The 18,858-nt window shown below is 33.6% G+C and carries 17 protein-coding genes; 12 read left to right on the forward strand and 5 right to left on the reverse strand.

Going from position 1 to position 18,858, the window contains the following annotated elements; all coding sequences use genetic code 11:
• The first annotated feature begins 143 nt into the window (after positions 1-143).
• From BFS35_RS06095 to BFS35_RS06130, 8 genes are all read left to right on the forward strand, one after another.
• On the forward strand, positions 144-1,538 hold the full coding sequence (locus BFS35_RS06095) for an amino acid permease (protein WP_099579328.1): 1,395 nt from the start codon (positions 144-146) through the stop codon (positions 1,536-1,538).
• Positions 1,539-2,138: 600 nt separating this feature from the next.
• Positions 2,139-3,179: a PTS sugar transporter subunit IIC gene (locus BFS35_RS06100; RefSeq protein WP_099579327.1), complete on the forward strand. Its 1,041-nt coding sequence runs from the start codon at positions 2,139-2,141 to the stop codon at positions 3,177-3,179.
• Positions 3,180-3,238: 59 nt separating this feature from the next.
• Positions 3,239-3,916: an L-serine ammonia-lyase, iron-sulfur-dependent subunit beta gene (sdaAB, locus tag BFS35_RS06105; RefSeq protein WP_099579325.1), complete on the forward strand. Its 678-nt coding sequence runs from the start codon at positions 3,239-3,241 to the stop codon at positions 3,914-3,916.
• 47 nt (positions 3,917-3,963) lie between these two features.
• On the forward strand, positions 3,964-4,857 hold the full coding sequence (gene sdaAA, locus BFS35_RS06110) for an L-serine ammonia-lyase, iron-sulfur-dependent, subunit alpha (protein WP_099579323.1): 894 nt from the start codon (positions 3,964-3,966) through the stop codon (positions 4,855-4,857).
• A gap of 433 nt (positions 4,858-5,290) precedes the next feature.
• Positions 5,291-7,291: a catalase gene (locus tag BFS35_RS06115; protein WP_099579321.1), complete on the forward strand. Its 2,001-nt coding sequence runs from the start codon at positions 5,291-5,293 to the stop codon at positions 7,289-7,291.
• A gap of 173 nt (positions 7,292-7,464) precedes the next feature.
• Positions 7,465-8,574: a LytTR family transcriptional regulator DNA-binding domain-containing protein gene (locus BFS35_RS06120; protein ID WP_099579319.1), complete on the forward strand. Its 1,110-nt coding sequence runs from the start codon at positions 7,465-7,467 to the stop codon at positions 8,572-8,574.
• 81 nt (positions 8,575-8,655) lie between these two features.
• Positions 8,656-9,495, forward strand: coding sequence for an ABC transporter ATP-binding protein (locus BFS35_RS06125; protein ID WP_099579317.1), 840 nt, complete (start codon positions 8,656-8,658; stop codon positions 9,493-9,495).
• 1 nt (position 9,496) lies between these two features.
• Positions 9,497-10,189: an ABC transporter permease subunit gene (locus tag BFS35_RS06130; protein WP_099579315.1), complete on the forward strand. Its 693-nt coding sequence runs from the start codon at positions 9,497-9,499 to the stop codon at positions 10,187-10,189.
• A gap of 24 nt (positions 10,190-10,213) precedes the next feature.
• Here BFS35_RS06130 and BFS35_RS06135 read toward each other — a convergent pair whose 3' ends face one another.
• From BFS35_RS06135 to BFS35_RS06145, 3 genes are read right to left on the reverse strand one after another with little or no spacing between them, the layout of a single operon-like run.
• Positions 10,214-10,966: a sulfite exporter TauE/SafE family protein gene (locus BFS35_RS06135; protein WP_099579314.1), complete on the reverse strand. Its 753-nt coding sequence runs from the start codon at positions 10,964-10,966 to the stop codon at positions 10,214-10,216.
• Complete coding sequence (locus BFS35_RS06140) at positions 10,966-11,262, reverse strand: rhodanese-like domain-containing protein (RefSeq protein WP_099579312.1); 297 nt, start codon at positions 11,260-11,262, stop codon at positions 10,966-10,968. Before BFS35_RS06140 ends, BFS35_RS06135 begins: the two co-directional genes overlap by 1 nt.
• 5 nt (positions 11,263-11,267) lie before the next feature.
• On the reverse strand, positions 11,268-11,528 hold the full coding sequence (locus BFS35_RS06145) for a metal-sensitive transcriptional regulator (protein ID WP_099579310.1): 261 nt from the start codon (positions 11,526-11,528) through the stop codon (positions 11,268-11,270).
• A gap of 161 nt (positions 11,529-11,689) precedes the next feature.
• Between BFS35_RS06145 and BFS35_RS06150 the strand changes: the two genes are divergently transcribed.
• The 3 genes from BFS35_RS06150 (at position 11,690) to BFS35_RS13805 (ending at position 15,781) form a co-directional block, all read left to right on the forward strand.
• Positions 11,690-14,173: a DsrE/DsrF/DrsH-like family protein gene (locus tag BFS35_RS06150; protein ID WP_099579308.1), complete on the forward strand. Its 2,484-nt coding sequence runs from the start codon at positions 11,690-11,692 to the stop codon at positions 14,171-14,173.
• A 20-nt stretch (positions 14,174-14,193) separates the two neighbouring features.
• Entirely contained in the window at positions 14,194-15,534 is a 1,341-nt protein-coding gene (locus tag BFS35_RS06155; protein WP_099579306.1) for an MBL fold metallo-hydrolase, read from the forward strand.
• A gap of 73 nt (positions 15,535-15,607) precedes the next feature.
• Positions 15,608-15,781 carry a hypothetical protein gene (locus tag BFS35_RS13805; RefSeq protein WP_158554267.1) on the forward strand — a complete coding sequence of 58 codons (174 nt, stop codon included), beginning with the start codon at positions 15,608-15,610 and terminating at the stop codon, positions 15,779-15,781.
• Positions 15,782-15,800: 19 nt separating this feature from the next.
• Here the strand turns inward: BFS35_RS13805 and BFS35_RS06160 are convergent, their stop codons facing one another.
• Together BFS35_RS06160 and BFS35_RS06165 are read right to left on the reverse strand one after the other, a co-directional pair.
• A complete protein-coding gene (locus BFS35_RS06160; RefSeq protein WP_099579304.1) occupies positions 15,801-16,172 on the reverse strand; it encodes a DUF1722 domain-containing protein in 372 nt (123 codons plus the stop codon).
• Positions 16,162-17,055 carry a TIGR01777 family oxidoreductase gene (locus tag BFS35_RS06165; protein WP_099579302.1) on the reverse strand — a complete coding sequence of 298 codons (894 nt, stop codon included), beginning with the start codon at positions 17,053-17,055 and terminating at the stop codon, positions 16,162-16,164. The genes BFS35_RS06160 and BFS35_RS06165 overlap by 11 nt, the downstream gene beginning before the upstream one ends.
• Before the next feature lie 227 nt (positions 17,056-17,282).
• Here BFS35_RS06165 and BFS35_RS06170 point away from each other — a divergent pair, with 227 nt between their 5' ends.
• Positions 17,283-18,857, forward strand: a complete 1,575-nt coding sequence (locus BFS35_RS06170; protein WP_099579300.1) for an alanine/glycine:cation symporter family protein — start codon at positions 17,283-17,285, stop codon at positions 18,855-18,857.
• The last annotated feature ends 1 nt before the right edge of the window (position 18,858 follow it).

Consider the following 18,858-nt stretch of genomic DNA (forward strand, 5'->3'; position numbering starts at 1 on the left):
GTGGGTGTAAGGGTTTTCCCTTGCACCCTTTTCACGTTCTCCTAAAGTTAATAAATAGTACTTCTAATTTTCTGAAATTATAGTATAATTTCAGAATAGTAAAGAATGTTTTTATATTTAAAAAACAAAAGGGGATAGAAAAAATGGAAGACAATCATTTAAAGAGAGGTCTTAGTTCAAGACAAGTCCAAATGATCGCATTAGGTGGTACCATTGGGGTAGGTTTATTCATGGGTGCATCAAGTACGATTAAATGGACTGGACCATCAGCAATTTTAGCTTATTTAGTTGCTGGATTATTTTTATTTTTAGTAATGCGTGCGATGGGGGAATTAGTTTATTTATTCCCTACAACTGGATCATTTGCTGATTATGCTTCAACATACTTACACCCGGTGTTTGGTTATGTTACAGCTTGGGCGAATATATTCCAGTGGGTTGTAGTAGGTATGAGTGAAGTAATTGCGGTTGGACAATATATGCAATATTGGTGGCCGGAATTACCTACATGGATTCCAGGTATTATCGTAATTATAACTTTAGCATTAGCGAATATGGCTTCTGTTAAAGCATTTGGTGAGTTTGAATTCTGGTTTGCAATGATTAAGATTGTAACGATTATATTAATGATCGTAGCAGGTTTAGGTATTATATTATTTGGATTTGGTAACAATGGTAATCCTATTGGATTGGGTAACTTAACAGAGCATGGTGGATTCTTCCCTAAAGGTATCGTAGGATTCTTCTTTGCATTATCAATGGTAGTTGGTTCTTACCAGGGGGTAGAATTAATCGGTATTACTGCTGGTGAAACAAAAGATCCACAGAAAAACGTAGTAAAAGCAGTTAATGGTATTATTTGGCGTATTTTAATCTTCTACATTGGTGCAATCTTTGTGATCGTAACTGTTTATCCTTGGGATGAATTAGGTAACGTAGGTAGCCCGTTCGTAGCGACATTTGCTAAAGTTGGTATTACAGCAGCAGCAGCAATCATTAACTTTGTAGTTATTACAGCAGCAATGTCTGGTTGTAACTCAGGTATCTTCAGTTCAAGTCGTATGATCTATACATTAGCAAACGAAGGTAAAATGCCTCGTGCATTTGCAAAAGTTATGAAAAATGGTGTACCGGTTTATGCGGTACTTATGATTTCAATTGGTATCTTCATCGGAGTAATCTTAAATGTGGTATTACCGATGTATATTGATGGAGCAGCAAATATATTCGTTTATGTTTATAGTGCATCTATCTTACCAGGTATGATTCCTTGGTTTATGATTTTATTCAGTCATTTACAATACAGAAAACAAAGACCTGATTTAGCTGAAAATCATCCATTTAAGATGCCATTTGCACCATTCTCAAACTACATTACAATCGCTTTCTTAGTAATGGTATTAATCGGAATGTTAATTAATGATGAAACACGTGTATCAGTTATTATTGGTATCATCTTCTTATCAGCTATGGCAGGTGTATACTTCTTAAGAGGGTTCCAAAAATTAGATGAAGGTCGTAACTTCTTAGATAAATAATTAAGAACAACAAATTAATAAATTTTAAACCGTTCGTTTTAGCTCATGCTAAAATGAACGGTTTTTTTGTTGTAACAGAGATATTACATACATATCGAATATTTATTAAAAAATATATTAGAATCTTAAAATATTATTAAAGTAAATTATGATATATTTTATCAAATTTAAATAATATTTTATTTATATCATACACTCTATTATTTTTTTAATATAACACTTTATTTAATTAAAGATATTCAGATAATTTAAAACCTTTAAAATACATTGATTTTAAAGGTTTTAATAATATTAGTGATAAAAATCACATTTAAATAATTATATGTGTATAACAGAAATTAAATAAATAAAAGCTTTAAAGCGGTGAAGTATAGTAGTAACAAGACTGTTCTAATTCCGAAATGAAAATTAAAACATAATTATACATAATAAAATATAAATATACAAAATCTATTCATATTTTGTTCATTGTATCCGTTTTCAAAAATGATATGATTAATTTGTGAAAAAGACAACAAACTCTTTTGATGGCCATTGAAAGGTGATGAATGTCGAAATTCAAAGCATAAAAATTAATCTTAAATAAAGGAGAAATAATCAATGGATATTATTATTGGCGTAGGAACATTATTAGTTGTACTTATTTGCATGTCGTTATTTTTAAATTTTGCACCGTATGGTAAAGAAGGTCTTCAAGCACTCTCCGGAGCTGCATGTTCAACATTTCTGCCACAAGCATTTCTAAGTTATGCTATTGGAGGAGTGTTTGATATTCCTTTCTTTGTACAAGTTGGAGACACACTTGGTGGACTTGGCGGTTTAGCAGTTGGAATTTTAACATGTATTAAATTAGGGATTTCACCAGTATATGCTTTAATCGTAGGTTTATCATTATTAAAAGTAAAGTTATTACCAGCATTTATTGCTGCGTATGCAATTAGCTTCTTAATCAAGCAAATAGAAAAACGTGTACCGGAAGGTTTAGACTTAATTGTTGTCATCTTAGTAGCACCTGCATTAACTACATTAATTGCTTTAGCAATTCAACCTTCTGTTATTGCGGTATTAACTCAAATTGGATCAGCAATCACTGCAGTAGGTGATGCAAATCCTTATGTATTGGCAATTGTTCTTGGAGCTATTATTCCTGTAGTAGGCATGACACCGTTAAGCTCTATGGTATTAACAAGTCTATTAGGATTAGTTGGTACACCGATGGCTATAGGTGCCCTATGTTGCACTGGTAACTCATTTGCAAACTTTGTATTATTTAAAAAGTTAGGTTATGGCACTAAAGCAACACCATTTGCTGTAGCGATTGAACCATTAACACAAATTGATATTATTGCAGAAAAACCAGTTCAGCTTTATGGATCTAATGCAATTATTGGTATGGTAAATGCTTGTATTATCACAGCGTTTGGTTTAGTTATCAACGTTACTGGAATGGCGACACCGATTGCAGGATTTATTGTAGCTTTCGGATTTAACGATACTGTTCCTGTTCTACTTTGTGGATTAGCAGTAGCATTCTCAAGTATCGTTCTAGCTTGGTTATTTGCAACATTCTTTAAAAATCATGATATTTCAGTATCTGTAAAGATGCCTGCTTTAAAAAGAACTACAAAACAAAATGCTTAGCAAATAAATATATCACAAGGTTAAAAAATAAATTGTTAAAATATTAGGAGGAATTAATGATGGCAAGAACATCAGATTATAAAAGTGCTTTCGATATTATTGGCCCAATAATGATTGGTCCTTCAAGTTCACACACAGCAGGTGCCGTTAGAATCGGATTAGCATCTAGACAAATTTTAGGAGTGGAACCTGTGAAAGTGAGTATCTCATATTATGAATCTTTTGCAGAAACACATCTAGGACATGGAACAGATTTAGCATTAATCGCCGGGATTTTAAATTTCCCAACTGAAGATCCACGAGTAAAAGATTCTATAGATATCGCTAAGGAAAAAGGTATTCAAATTGAATTTATTGAAGAAAAAGGACCAAGTAAAGGTGAACATCCTAACACAGCGCTTGTTAGATTAGACAGTGAACATAAACATATTGAAGTATGTGGAAACTCTATAGGTGGCGGTACTATTAAATTGAGAAGTATTCATATCAATGGAGCCTGTGCACTTCTCAACCATACTTTACCAATACTTGTTTTGTATGGAGAGCAACCGGTAGGAGAATTTAATAGATGTATTAATGATCTTGCAGAAAGTGGTTTACAAATCAACGAGGAAATTAAATCACAAAAAAATAACAAATATATTGTAGCTTTACATTTACACAAACCGATTAAACCAGCATTATTGCAAAATATTAAAGAGAAATATCCACAAATAGAATTTTCAAATCTAGTATAGATTTAGAAAGAATATTATTGATTTAAGTAAAATGGGGAGGAACTAAAATGTATAACTCAATTAAAGAAATTATAGATACTGCAACACAAACTGGTAAATCATTTGCTGAAATGATGACAGAGATGGAGATGGAAACGTCTGATATGACGTATGAAGAAGTGAGAAACAAAATGAAAGAAAATCTTAAAGTAATGAAGGCTGCTGTTCTACGTGGCTCCTCGGGAGAGGGGGTGAAATCTGTAACAGGTCTAACTGGACAAGATGCAATTAGAATGAAAAAATATCGTGAACAAAATGAACCTTTATCCGGTAGCGATGTTGCAAAAGCATTGCAGTATGCTATTGCTACAAATGAAGTGAATGCTGCAATGGGTTTAATATGTGCAACGCCTACTGCAGGGTCATCTGGAACAATACCTGGTGTATTATTTTCTGTTGAAGACAAATTAAATTTAAATGAAGAACAGGAAATAGATTTCTTACTGACAACATCATTATTCGGTATTGTAATTGCCAATAATGCATGTGTTGCCGGTGCAATGGGTGGATGTCAGGCAGAAGTAGGTAGTGCTTCAGCAATAGCAGCAGCTGCAGCAGTAGCGATAAAAGGTGGAAAACCTGAACAATCTTCACATGCATTAGCACATGCTTTAGGAAATCTACTTGGTCTTGTATGTGATCCAGTCGCAGGTTTAGTAGAAATACCATGTGTTATGAGAAACACAATTGGAGCAGGTAATGCACTGATTGCTGCTGATTTAGCTTTGGCTGGTATTGAGTGTAAAATTCCTGCAGATGAAGTAATCGAAGCAATGAACAAAGTTGGCCGTAGTCTTCCTGCAGAATTACGAGAAACAGGCTTAGGAGGACTTGCTGGAACTCCAGCAGGTGAAGAAATGAAGGCAAGAATATTTGGTGCCAAAAATCCTGTGTTTAATTAATCCAGATTTTTTAATTAATCATGATATTTGGAATGACGATGTAACTGGATATAGTAATAAAGGATTGTAAAAATTAGTGTGACAAGAAAAGATTTTGCGAAGAGATCAGCGGTAGATCCTTTCGTTAATAAAGTCATATCGATAACTGAAATGATAATAAAACAAACAATTGAAATTAGAACACGTATTAGATAGTATTTCACATCAACTCACCACTTTCCAAGCTTTAACCTATTATATAAAACGCTTATATCAAAGTAAATAACTATAATGATAAGTTTAGATGTAAGGTCAAAATTACTAAAATTGCATTCTACAATTAGAATGCAATTTTTTATTTTATAAAATTCCATATAAAAAGTGTACAATGTTTCTATTTATTAGAAATGGGAATAAGCAATTTGTATGTAAATATAATATAGGGGGCACTACAATGACTAATGAAAAAGATAAGCAATTAGAAGCATTTCGTAGAGACCATTCTGGCGATACACCGTTAACGACAAACCAAGGTTTAAAAATGGCAGAAGATGAATTTTCATTAAAAGCTGGGGAACGTGGCCCGACTTTATTAGAAGATTTTCATTTCAGAGAAAAGATGACACATTTTGACCATGAACGTATTCCTGAAAGAATTGTACATGCACGTGGATATGGGGCACATGGTGAATTTGAATTATATGAAGATTTAAGTGAATATACAAAAGCTAAATTTTTAACAGATACAAGTAAGAAGACACCTGTATTTGTTCGTTTCTCTACTGTACAAGGTTCAAAGGGTTCTAACGATACTGTACGTGATGCGCGTGGATTTGCAACTAAATTCTATACTGAAGAAGGTAACTATGATTTAGTAGGTAACAATATTCCGGTATTCTTTATTCAGGATGCCATTAAATTCCCAGATTTAGTTCATGCAGTTAAACCAGAACCACATAATGAAATTCCTCAAGGTGGAACAGCTCACGATACATTCTGGGATTTCTTTGCACAAAATCCAGAGTCAACACATATGACAATGTGGACAATGAGTGACCGTGGTATCCCGAAAAGTTTCCGTACGATGGAAGGTTTTGGAGTGCATACTTTCCGTTTAGTAAATGCAGAAGGGAAGTCACACTTCGTTAAATTCCACTGGAAACCATTGCTTGGAACACATTCATTAGTTTGGGATGAAGCTCAAATTATCGCTGGTAAAAACTCAGATTATAACCGTGAAGACTTATATGAAGCCATCGATAAAGGCGATTATCCCGAGTGGGAATTAGGGCTTCAAATTCTTCCTGAAGAAGATGAGTTTAAATTTGATTTTGATATATTAGATCCAACAAAATTATGGCCAGAAGAAGAAGTGCCAGTAAAACGCGTTGGTAAAATGACTTTAAATCGCAATGTAGATAATGTCTTTGCAGAAACAGAGCAAGTTGCATTCCATCCTGGTCATCTTGTACCTGGTATTGACTTCAGTAATGATCCATTATTACAAGGACGTTTATTCTCATATACAGACACGCAATTATCACGTTTAGGTGGACCAAATTTCCATCAGTTACCAATTAACAGGCCAGTATGTCCATTTGCTAACAATCAACGTGATGGTATGCATCAAACATTTGTCCATAAAGGCCAAACTGCTTACCATAACAATGCGATAAATAATAACAATCCACACACAACACCAGCTGAAGAAGGTGGATTTGAACATTATCATGAAAAAATCGATGCTCATAAAGTGCGTGCTAGAAGTGAGAGCTTTAAAGAACATTATTCACAAGCGAAAATGTTCTATAACAGTTTAAGTAAACCAGAAAAAGAACATTTACGTGATGCGTTTGCTTTCGAATTAGGTAAATGTAAACATGACTTTGTTAAAGAAAATGCAGTTGCCAATATTAATAAAGTCGATAAAGATTTAGCGACTCAAATTGCTGAAAAAATTGGTGTTGATGCGCCTACTACAGATGAAGAAGTTAAATCAGATAAAAAATCTCCAGCATTAAGCATGGAAAATACAGTTAAAAAATTAGATACTTTGTCTGTTGCATTATTAGTAACTGAACAATCGGATGAAGCTAAAATCAAAAAACTATTAACGACACTGGCTGACAATAAAGTAAATTATAAATTAGTGAGCGAGAAAGCATTTAAATTAGGTGAATTGAAAGTGTCTGAAACATTTGATACAGTACATTCTACGTTATTCGACGGTCTTATTGTATTAGATGTTAAAACACCATTATTACCACCAGTAAAAGATTTCATTGAAGCAGCTAACCGTCACTTTAAAACAATCGGTTATGATGCATCTGTTGCTAAAGCATTAGAAGAAACAGCTGTAGATGTAGCTCAACCAGGTATTGTTGAAATGAGTGATGATGCAAATAAATATTTAGAAGCGCTTGTTGTACAAAGACATTGGGATAGAAAATTATAATAAATATTTGAAAATGAATGAAAAAATAAAATGATTAATCAAGTTACTTTTAAAGCCTGTGAATTCACAGGCTTTTTTGATATTCGATAATCCAATATGTACATTACGGTTCATGTATAATAGATTTAAAGTATCTATATATTTGCTATGACTTACTATTATTGGGAGGATGTATGACTGACTTAATTAATCATTTACAAACATTAGATTTCATGAATCATGCATGTATCGTTTCAAATATGAATCAGCAAAAAGAAATTATCACTTATTTTGAGGGAAGGGATGTATGGATAGAAACTTTTAATACACCTTTTCATGAACGTTTAACAGTTAGAGAACAATTGAAATTTTATATGAGATGGTTCGATGCAACATTTAATATAGATGAGGTTTTACGACAGTTTATGTTAATAGAATATAGCAATGTGAAAGTAAAGAAATTAGAATATGATGAATTTGTGTTATTGAAAGTAGCTTTGGCATATGTACAGGATAATAAGCTTATCATTTTTAAAGATATATTACATAATTTAAAAGTTGAAACCGTTGATACAATCTTAAATGTACTCTCACAATTTAATACAGAGCATAAAGTTCTACATATACTTTCATATTTAGACCATGGATTATTATTATCAAATGAAATTTATCAGGTAAAAAAATCACAGCTAAAACGCTTAGAAGTATATGAAGATAGAGAAGAAGCGAAAGAGGCAGCTGATTCAATTGAAAAAGGACAATCTGCTCAGATATTTAATAATCGCGATATGCTGGATAGTGTGATAAATAAGAGCAGTGAAGAAAATATTAATGACACATATGATGAAAAGAAAATAAATAATAAAGAAAATGATAAAGTCAGAAGAAATATTAATGAAACACAAAATATTTCCCAAGAAATAAATTCAAATTTTTCCCGTAGTAACGTATTTAGAATAACTGTTAAAACGGAAGATAAGACATTATTTATTAATCCTGAAGACATCGACTATATTGAGGGAGCAGAAGGTAAGGTAAATATTCATTTTAATAATGAATCATTTAAAGCAGATTATACTTTGAATGAACTTGAAGAAAAATTAAAAGTGTATGGCTTCTATAGATGCCATCGTTCTTATATTATCAATCTACAGAAAGTAACAGAGATGATAACATGGTCGAAGAATTCATATTCGATTAAAATAGATGGTTTGGAAAATACATTCGTACCATTATCACGTAACAAAGTGAAAGAAATTCAAGGATATTTTAATAGTCATACGGTACAGTTCACGGAAATTTAAGTACATTTAACGTGTATTTTATAGTGAGAATTCCTAGTCTCTAATACAATTTGGGTAACAAATTGATTGGAGGCTATTTTTATGACACTTATACAAATGAATGATGTAGTTAAGTTGTACGACAGTAAAAGAGCAGTTGATCATTTATCTTTAAACATTAAGCAAGGTGAGATTTTTGGATTGCTTGGGCCGAGCGGTTCAGGGAAGACAACGACGATTAAAATGCTAACAGGAGAAACATCTATTACAGAAGGAAGTGTTCAAGTATTTCATTATAAAGATAAAACACTTCAAACAGCAGAGTATAGAGAACAAATAGGAATTCTATCTGATAACAGTGCACTATATGAAAGGTTAACAGTATTTGATAATTTAAAAATGTTTGCAGGACTTTATAAGCAGCCTGTAAATAGGATCGATGAAGTACTTTCATTTGTACAATTAGAAAATGAGAAGAAAACAGTGGTTAAAAAGTTATCGAAAGGGATGCGTCAAAGAATATTGCTTGCAAAAGCTCTAATACATCAACCTAAACTATTATTCCTAGATGAACCAACTTCAGCTCTAGACCCAAATACGACAAGACATATTCATAAAGGTTTATTAAAATTAAAGGAAAGTGGAACAACTATATTCTTAACAACACATGATATGGATGAAGCGGAAAGTTTATGTGATCGCATTGCGTTAATTAATAACGGAAAACTGATTGCACTGGATACACCAGATAATTTGAGGTATCAACATTCAGATCAGACAATTACCGTGGAAATGAATGATTTAGAGAAGAAAAGAGTGCATAAAGAAGATGTAATGCAAATTACGGAATTACTCAATACGAAACAAGTGAAACGTATTTATACAAATGAACCGACATTAGGCGAAGTATTTATTAAAGTGACTGGAAAGGAGCTTGTTTAAGATGAAGATGAACAGAGTAATGGCAATTGCAGAGAAAGATTTCAAAGAATTTATGAGAAATATGATGTTACTAACGATGCCGATATTGCCTATTGCTATGTCTTTAATATTTAGTAAAACTCCTTTACAAGAAGAGGAGGGTAAAAGTTTAGTAATATTAATGATTGCAATTTGTTTAGGAGCAGTATTGACTGGAACAATAATGACAATGATAGCTGAAGAAAAAGAGAAGAATACCTTAAGAGGACTTGTTAATTCACCTGCATCGATGATGGATATTCTTATAGGAAAAAGTTTAGTGGTGAGTTTCTTTACTATAATTACGATTTTTATAAGCTTGATAATTATAGATGTCGATGTACTTACAAATGGAAAAATGATTATAGGATTTATTCTATTATTCTTATTTTTCCTATTTATAGGGATTGCAATAGGATTAGCAGTTAAGAATGTATCTGAAACCAGTGTATACTATTTACCAGTACTATTTTTATTTGCCATGGCACCGACTTTCTCTAATATGGGGTTTGATAAAGATAATTTCTTAGTGAAACTCAATAGCTATAGTCCTACTGCACAATATGACTTATTGGCTCAAAATGGTGATATAAAACATATTATTATCATTGGGATTTGGACATTTATTTCGTTTATTATCACAGCATTTTTGTTTAAGAAAAACTCAATCGATTAAAAAAGAGAGCCACTCGGCTCTCTTTTATAATATATCCATCATCATCTTAATCGCTGCGATGATTATTGAAGTAGTCAGTATATATCTTAATACTATTTGATTTGTTTTTTTAGATACTTTCGTGCCAATTGGAGCAAATATTAAACTGGCGATAATTAACGGTAGTGCATGCTCCATATCAACACTGCCTGTTAAGAATTTCGTAAAGAATGTACCAATTGATGATACGAAAGCAACGATGATACTATTAGCGACAACAACTCTAAAGGGGACTTTAAAGAATGTAAGCAGGATCGGTACGATTAAGAATGCTCCCCCGGCACCTACAATACCAGATAATATTCCTATTATTGTCGCTACCAGAAATAATGCTATTTTATTATACGTTGTCTTCGCATCGTTAGTTTTCACCTTAATAAACATAAGGATGACAGCCAAAACAGCAAGAAATGTATAAACAATATTGATGATACTTTCATCAAATATTGAAGCGATATAAGCTCCGCTAATACTTCCTGAAAGGATACCAATACTCATCGGTATAATAATAGATATATTAAGGTTTTCGTTCTTTCTTTGGCTGATGCTCCCACTTAATGTACTAAAGAATACCTGTGCGGCAGTAAGACCAGCTGCTGTTGCTGGAGTCATATCGATATTGAATAGTGGTGGTATAAATAGTAGCATCGGATACATAATAATTGCACCACCAATACCGATGAGTCCCGAAAGAAAAGCACCGAGCGCTCCAATGATAGCAAATAATATGAATGCCATTATAATGCTTCCCAATCTAACATTCCACCATCAACATTCGTTGTTGCAATGCCTAATCCACTTAAATACTGACAAGCCTGTCCACTTCGGTTACCGGATCTGCAAATGATATGATAATGTTCTTCTTTTTTGAACTGATCGGTATTTTCTACTAATACAGATAGGGGTATATTAACTGCTTCTGGAATATGATTATCCTCATACTCATAAACTTCTCTCACATCGATGAGATTGATTTCTTTTTGATTTAATAATGATTGTAATGTTTCGACATTAATTGTTTGATAGTTTGTCATTTTAATTACCTACTTTTTATTAGAAGATCAACAGCTTGTTTTACAAGTTCATCTGTATCTTCATTATTTTTAACGCTTTCTTTGACACATTCAGTTAAATTCTCACTGACAATAACACCGATTAAGCGTTCAATCCCGCTACGAGATGCGCTGAGCTGCGTAACAACATCTCTGCAATCTTTTCCTTCTTCCATCATTTTAATAACACCATTTAATTGGCCTTGTATACGTTTAAGTCTGTTCATCGCACTTTTATCGTACTCCATCATATAACCTCTTTCTATTTTGTAATGTAATGTAATGTTTATTACTATATACCTAACGGGGTATTTTTGTCAATTTAAAAATAGGGGATAGGGTATTTGACATGTTGATATATATGGTTTAATATACCCCTATAGGTATTTAAATTGAGGAGGAACAATAAATGAATAAAAAGATAGTAATCGTTGGTGGCGTAGCAGGTGGGGCGTCTTTAGCAGCACGTTTAAGAAGATTAAATGAACAAGATGAAATTACTTTAATTGAGCGAGGTAGTTACGTTTCTTTTGCTAATTGTGGCTTGCCATATCATATCGGTGAAGAAATAAAAGATAGAAGTAAATTGTTAATTCAGACCCCAGAACTAATGGAAAGCAGAATGAATATTAATGTCATGACAGATATGAATGTTGTTGTAATTAATAGAGAAGGCAAAACAATTACAATTGAGGCGGATGGACAACGTAGTGAGATTGCATACGACGTTTTAGTACTTTCAACTGGGGCTAAACCTATTCAAGTACCAATTGAAGGAGCAAATCTTAAACATGTATTTTCTTTAAGAAATATTCCGGACATGGATAAAATTATTGCATATATTAAAGAAAATAATGTGAAGTCAACGGCAGTCGTTGGAGGAGGATTCATTGGTTTAGAGATGGCTGAAAACTTGAAAACATTAGACTTAGATGTTGCTTTATTTGAGTTAGGTGATCAAGTAATGCCTGGTATTGATATGGATATGGCGGTGGAACTTCATAATCATATGATCAGTAAAGGTGTGGACTTACGATTAAAGCAATCGATTAAGAAGATAAATGACCATACAGTTGAATCGAGTAACGGTGACGTTGTGAATGCAGATATGGTAATTATGGCCATAGGGGTATTACCGGAATCGACATTAGCAGAAGAAGCAGGATTAGATTTAGGTGTGAAGAAAGCGATTAAGACAAATGAAGTATTCCAAACTTCCGATGCATCGATTTATGCCATTGGTGATGTTGCAGAAGTAACGCATGCGATTAGTGAACAAGATATTCACATTCCACTTGCATGGATTGCTAATCGACAAGGCAGATTGCTTGCTGATCATTTAAATGGCAAGCAAGTTGAAAAATTCAATCCGATTGGTACAGCTATTGCTAAAGTGTTTGATTTAAATGTTGCAAGTACAGGTTTAAATGAGAAGGTTTTAAAAACTTTAGGAAAACAATATCATGTTATTCATGTGTCTGGTCAATCTAATGCAAGTTATTATCCTGGTGCAACGCCGATGACAATCAAAGTAATATTTTCTCCTGAAGGAAAGATTTACGGAGCGCAGATTGTCGGACGAAAAGGTGTAGATAAACGTATTGATCTAATTGCCAGTGCAATTACATTTGGTCAGAAAGTTACAGATTTACAGCGTATTGAAATTGCATATGCTCCACCTTTCTCATCTGCAAAAGATCCGGTGAATATGGCGGGATATATTGCACAAAATGTATTAGAAGATGACATGAAATTGATGCAGGTGAGTGAAATTGATGATACTGAACATCAGGTTATCGATGTAAGAGAACCTATTGAATATGAAATGGGACATATTAAAGATGCTAAAAATATACCTTTAGGTGAGCTAAGAACACGTTTGTCAGAAATTGATAAGGAAATGCCGGTTGTTATCTATTGTCAGGTTGGACAACGTGGATATAATGCAGCTCGTATCTTAAAAAATGAAGGATTCGATGTTATTAATTTAGATGGTGGTTACAAATTATATAAACAGAATTACTTATCGCAACCACAAAATACATCAAACTCATCTCTAATTAAGGATGAGGCGAATATAAATAATAATGAAGAAAAGATAAACATTACAGAACAAAGTGGAGAGGTAGAACATATGACGTTAAGAGCAGATAGAAAGTTTGTAGAAGCAAGTGGCTTACAATGTCCAGGTCCAATCCTTAAGGTAAAAGAAAACTTAGATCAAATGCAAGATGGCGAACAATTAGAAATCCACGTTACAGATTTCGGTTTCTGTCAGGATATCGAATCATGGGCTAAAGTGACAGGTAATACGGTTGTTAAGAATGAAACTGAAGGAAATAAAGTCATTGCAGTTATTCAAAAAGGTCAAAGTTTACCTGTAAATGTGATGAACGATAGTAATGGGCACCAATTAGTTGAAACAAAGAATGGTGCGACAATGGTTGTATTTAGCGGTGATTTAGATAAAGCTTTAGCTTCATTTATTATCGCAACAGGTGCTGCTTCTATGGGGAAAGAAGTGACGATGTTCTTTACATTCTGGGGTCTAAATGTCATCAAACGTCCCGGTATTAAAATTGAGAAACAAGGTTTAGATAAAATGTTTAGTCAGATGATGCCGAAACATGCTGGTAAACTACCTATTTCTAAAATGAATATGGGTGGCATGGGGTCTAGAATGATTAAGCATGTTATGAATAAGAAGAAAGTAGATTCTTTAGAAGTGATGATAGAAAAAGCACAAAGTATGGGTATCAAGATGGTAGCTTGTACTATGAGTATGGATATTATGGCTGTTTCACGTGAAGAGTTAATTGAAGGCGTTGAATATGGTGGTGTAGCAACATACTTAGGTGATACTGAAAAAGCAAACTTAAACTTATTTATCTAATTGATAATGGAGGTAAAACAATGTATTTTAAATCATTTTTTAATCAGCAATTAGCACAAATGTCTTATTTAGTAGGTTGTCAAAAGACAGGAGAAGCTATTATTATTGATCCGCTGAGAGATCTTAAGCCTTATATTGAAGCTGCAGAGCAAGAAGGACTGACAATTATTAAAGTTACGGAAACGCATATTCACGCAGACTTTGCATCTGGATTAAGAGAAGCGAATGAAACATTGAATGCTAAAGCATTTGTCTCTGTATTAGGTGGAGAAGACTGGACATATAAAAATATTAATGGAGAGTACGAATTACTTAAAGAAGATGATATTATCAACGTCGGTAATGTAAAACTTAAAGTCATCCACACACCAGGACATACGCCTGAAAGTATTAGTTTTCTGCTATATGATAATGCGTCAGACGTACCGATGGGACTATTTACAGGAGACTTTATCTTTGTAGGAGACGTTGGTCGTCCGGATTTACTGGAAGAAGCAGCAGGGATAAAAGATACTACAGAAATAGGCGCAAAAGCAATGTTTAATTCACTTAAAAAGATGGATGAATTACCGGATTATATTCAAATCTGGCCGGGACATGGCGCAGGCAGTGCTTGTGGTAAGTCACTTGGTGCAGTACCTGTAACAACATTAGGATATGAACGTGAAAAGAGTTGGGCATTCCAGATTAAAGATGAAGCAACTTTTGTTAAAACGTTAACAAGTGAGCAACCTGAACCACCGTATTATTTTAAAGAAATGAAACATATAAATCGTGATGGTGTAGCATTAATAGATAATGCAATTGTACCACCACTACAAAATTTATATGACGGTGTAAAGATTATTGATTTAAGAGCGAAAGAGATATTCTTAGATAATCTAAGTGACGGAATTAACGTGCCATATAACAGCAAGTTTTTAGGATTTGTAGGATGGTATCTCGATTATGAAGCACCTATTCAGTTAATTGGTTCATTTGAAGATGTTCAAAATGCAGCAAATGATTTAAAATTAATAGGTTTTGATAATGTGATAGGCTACGTTAAAAATGTGACTGGTGGATCAATGCAACAAATTGAACCACAACATTTCAAATCAATCGATCAAACACAAATTAATATTTTGGATGTACGTAACAATCAGGAATGGCAAGAATCACATTTTGATAATGCAAAACATGTACATTTTGGTAAATTAGAAAAAGAGGAAATACCATTTAAAAAAGATGAAAGAATTTATGTTCATTGTCAATCAGGTGTCAGAAGTGCGATAGCAGTGAGTGTGTTACATCGATTAGGATATAACGATATTATTAATATTAAAGGTGGATATAGCGCTGTTAAACAGTATAATAGATGATTTTTATAATATTGACTTTAATTGTATTGTAGTTAAAAATATGAATTAATTCATACAAATAAAGAGGGATATTATGCATAAAGATTTTGTGACAGACGAAGAAATTCATGCAATGGGTGTGCCTTTTGAATTACTATCTGCCTGGATGACCAATGGTTTAATTCAGGTCGCTTATCAGGCAAACCATGTCCGCTATTTCTGGACAAAAGAGGTTAACCAACTCAAACAGCAATTTAATATAAAATAAAACAGAAACAGCAGCATCTTTAAAATAAGATGCTGCTGTTTTTTAAATATTGTACATCATATTTTTCAGCAAGTTGTTTAAGTAAAGTATGAAGTTCTGTTTCGTTACTATCAAAGTCTTTAATAAAAGTTTGATATAGTACTTTCTCATCATCAGTAGCAATTTTTTTGAAATATCCCCACATATGTTGATAGCTATTTAATTTTGAACCTCTTGTTGGTGTCATTTCATATGTTTTGCGAATAACCTGTTCTAATAGCGATATATCATCCAGTTGTTCACGCATCAGTTGACGAATAAAGTTATATTGATTCTGGTTATAGTACATCACTTTATACTTTTCTTTTCGCCACAGCTTTTCAACTGCTTTCTTTCCTTCTTTATTCACCATACAACTGCTCCAGAGCTAACTGAACAGTAGGATATTTAAATGTATATCCGGCCTGCAATAGATGATCAGGTAATACGCTTTGTCCTTTTGTAACCATTACGGATTGCTCTCCTAGTACAATGTCCATTACTTTGTTGGGTACTTTCGTCCAGTGTGGTCGGTGTATCACATGCGCAATTGTTGTTCCGAGTTGTTGCTGAGTTATCGGCTGAGGGGAAGTCATATTAAATATCCCTGTTAATTGTTTATCATAAATAAAAAGTATGCCTTCTGCAAGGTCATCGATATGAATCCAGCTGTATGGCTGTTGTCCATCACCAATATTACCACCTGCAAAGCATTGATAAGGCTTTATCATCAAAGGTAATGCCCCACCTTGGTTAGAAAAAACGACCCCAAATCTGCAAATTGCTGTATCTACACCTAATGCTTCAACTTTGTGAGCAGATTGTTCCCAGAGATAAATAGTCTTTGATAAGAAATCAAATGGTTTGAATGTATCTGCTTCATCATATGTTAATGATTTAGAAGCTGGATAGTAACCTACAGCACTCGCTGAAATAAAAAAAGGTTTCTTATTAAGTGATTTAAATAATGGAATAAGCTTTTCGGTGCTTTCAACGCGGCTTTTTATAATGGTTTCTTTATATTCTTTCGTCCATCTGTTATTCAAAGATGCACCTGCCAGATTAATTACAAGATCGAGGTGTTGAATATTCTGATACCAATCGTCTTGTTCCCAGTTGATATATGTGATGTCATTTGAATTTTGTTTGGCGCTTCTCGTTGTAATATAGATATGTGCATGCTCATATTTACGTTGAATGGTGTTTATAAGTGCTGATCCAACTAGTCCAGTACCACCTGTAATTAAAATATTCATAGGTAACCTCCATATGTATTGGTATTTTATACTATTATATCCGTATTCTATTATTTATTCATTGGAAATGATTATTTATTAATTTATTAACCCTGTATATCAACGTTTTATGAAATTCATTTAATTAAATATTCAGAATAATAAATAAATACTATTGCAACATGTAATATGTGACTATATAATGAAAAAGTAAGTATTTTTCGTTAATACATTAAAGGGGTGTAGTTATGGAAGGTATTGTGAGTTTTCTAAATGAAATTGTGTGGAGTAAACCGTTAGTGTATGGGTTGTTAATTACAGGGATTTCATTTTCATTAATGATGAAGTTCTTTCAAGTCAGACATTTAAAAGAGATGATTCGACTAATGTTCCAAGGGGAGAAGTCGCCTACAGGGATTTCTAGTTTCCAAGCAATTGCTTTATCGCTTGCTGGGCGTGTAGGGACGGGTAACATAGTTGGTGTTTCAACAGCGATCTATATCGGTGGTCCAGGAGCAGTATTCTGGATGTGGATGACAGCATTTTTAGGTGCGAGTTCAGCGTTTATTGAGTCTACGCTAGCGCAAATTTATAAACGTGAAATTAATGGGGAGTATCGCGGTGGACCTGCTTACTATATAGAAGCAGGTATGAAAGGTGGATTTGCAAAAGGGTACGCTGCATTGTTTGCGCTACTTGCAATTATTTCTACAGCGTTACTTTTACCGGGTATTCAGTCGAATGCGATTGCAAGCTCTATGAAGAATGCTTTTGGGATTGATGGATGGATTATCGGTGTTGTCCTCGCTATAATATTAGCTTTAATTATTTTTGGTGGTGTACGCTGGATAGCATCTGTAGCGACGGCAGTTGTACCTTTTATGGCAATCTTATATATTTTATTAGCAGTTGTGATTATTGTTCTAAATATTGATAAGGTTCCTGGTTTATTTGCATTAATATTCAAGTCAGCATTTAATATGGAATCGGCATTTGGTGGAATTCTAGGTGCGATGATTGAAATCGGAGTAAAACGTGGTCTTTATTCAAATGAAGCAGGACAAGGTACAGGTCCGCATCCTGCAGCAGCTGCAGAAGTTTCACATCCTGCTAAACAAGGATTAGTTCAGGCCTTCTCTGTATATGTCGATACATTATTTGTTTGTACAGCAACAGCGTTAATTATTTTATTATCAGGAACGTTCAATACGACAGATGGTACGATGAAAGGTGATATGCCAAATTTAATTAAAGATGGTGGTATATACGCAGTTAATGCAGATGGCGTGAAAGACTACTCAGGAACTGCAATGTATGTTCAGGCGGGTATTGATAAAGCATTCCATGGAAGTGGCTATCAGTTTGATCCGGCATATTCAGGCATTGGTTCATATTTCGTAGCAATTGCGTTATTCTTCTTTGCGTTTACGACGATATTAGCATATGCATATATCGCAGAAACAAATGTATCTTATTTAACGAAGAATAGTAGCGTGTCTTTGAATAAGTTTTTAATAAACGTTGCACGTTTAATTATTGTTGGCGCTACATTCTATGGTGCGATTAAAACAGCGGATGTTGCATGGGCAATGGGGGATCTTGGTGTAGGATTAATGGCGTGGTGTAACATTATCGCAATCTGGATTCTTCATAAACCAGCATTACGTGCATTGAAAGATTTTGAAAGACAAAAGAAAGAAAAAGGGTCAGGACGCTATGCAGTGTATCATCCAGATCCAAATGAATTACCGAACGCGACATTCTGGTTAGAGGATTATCCTGAACGTTTAAGAAAAGAACACTTTGATGAAAAAGCACATTAAG

Origin of the sequence: Macrococcoides goetzii, assembly GCF_002742385.2 — a bacterium.
In the GTDB taxonomy this organism is placed as follows: Bacteria; Bacillota; Bacilli; order Staphylococcales; family Staphylococcaceae; genus Macrococcoides; species Macrococcoides goetzii.

Coding starts and splice junctions, on each gene's coding strand:
- BFS35_RS06145 (WP_099579310.1), bottom strand. CDS start 11,528: ATGGAGTACGATAAAAGTGCGATGAACAGACTTAAACGTATACAAGGC.
- BFS35_RS06130 (WP_099579315.1), top strand. CDS start 9,497: ATGAAGATGAACAGAGTAATGGCAATTGCAGAGAAAGATTTCAAAGAA.
- sdaAA (WP_099579323.1), top strand. CDS start 3,964: ATGTATAACTCAATTAAAGAAATTATAGATACTGCAACACAAACTGGT.
- BFS35_RS06135 (WP_099579314.1), bottom strand. CDS start 10,966: ATGGCATTCATATTATTTGCTATCATTGGAGCGCTCGGTGCTTTTCTT.
- BFS35_RS13805 (WP_158554267.1), top strand. CDS start 15,608: ATGCATAAAGATTTTGTGACAGACGAAGAAATTCATGCAATGGGTGTG.
- BFS35_RS06155 (WP_099579306.1), top strand. CDS start 14,194: ATGTATTTTAAATCATTTTTTAATCAGCAATTAGCACAAATGTCTTAT.
- sdaAB (WP_099579325.1), top strand. CDS start 3,239: ATGGCAAGAACATCAGATTATAAAAGTGCTTTCGATATTATTGGCCCA.
- BFS35_RS06160 (WP_099579304.1), bottom strand. CDS start 16,172: ATGGTGAATAAAGAAGGAAAGAAAGCAGTTGAAAAGCTGTGGCGAAAA.
- BFS35_RS06170 (WP_099579300.1), top strand. CDS start 17,283: ATGGAAGGTATTGTGAGTTTTCTAAATGAAATTGTGTGGAGTAAACCG.
- BFS35_RS06115 (WP_099579321.1), top strand. CDS start 5,291: ATGACTAATGAAAAAGATAAGCAATTAGAAGCATTTCGTAGAGACCAT.
- BFS35_RS06095 (WP_099579328.1), top strand. CDS start 144: ATGGAAGACAATCATTTAAAGAGAGGTCTTAGTTCAAGACAAGTCCAA.
- BFS35_RS06140 (WP_099579312.1), bottom strand. CDS start 11,262: ATGACAAACTATCAAACAATTAATGTCGAAACATTACAATCATTATTA.
- BFS35_RS06120 (WP_099579319.1), top strand. CDS start 7,465: ATGACTGACTTAATTAATCATTTACAAACATTAGATTTCATGAATCAT.
- BFS35_RS06125 (WP_099579317.1), top strand. CDS start 8,656: ATGACACTTATACAAATGAATGATGTAGTTAAGTTGTACGACAGTAAA.
- BFS35_RS06165 (WP_099579302.1), bottom strand. CDS start 17,055: ATGAATATTTTAATTACAGGTGGTACTGGACTAGTTGGATCAGCACTT.
- BFS35_RS06150 (WP_099579308.1), top strand. CDS start 11,690: ATGAATAAAAAGATAGTAATCGTTGGTGGCGTAGCAGGTGGGGCGTCT.
- BFS35_RS06100 (WP_099579327.1), top strand. CDS start 2,139: ATGGATATTATTATTGGCGTAGGAACATTATTAGTTGTACTTATTTGC.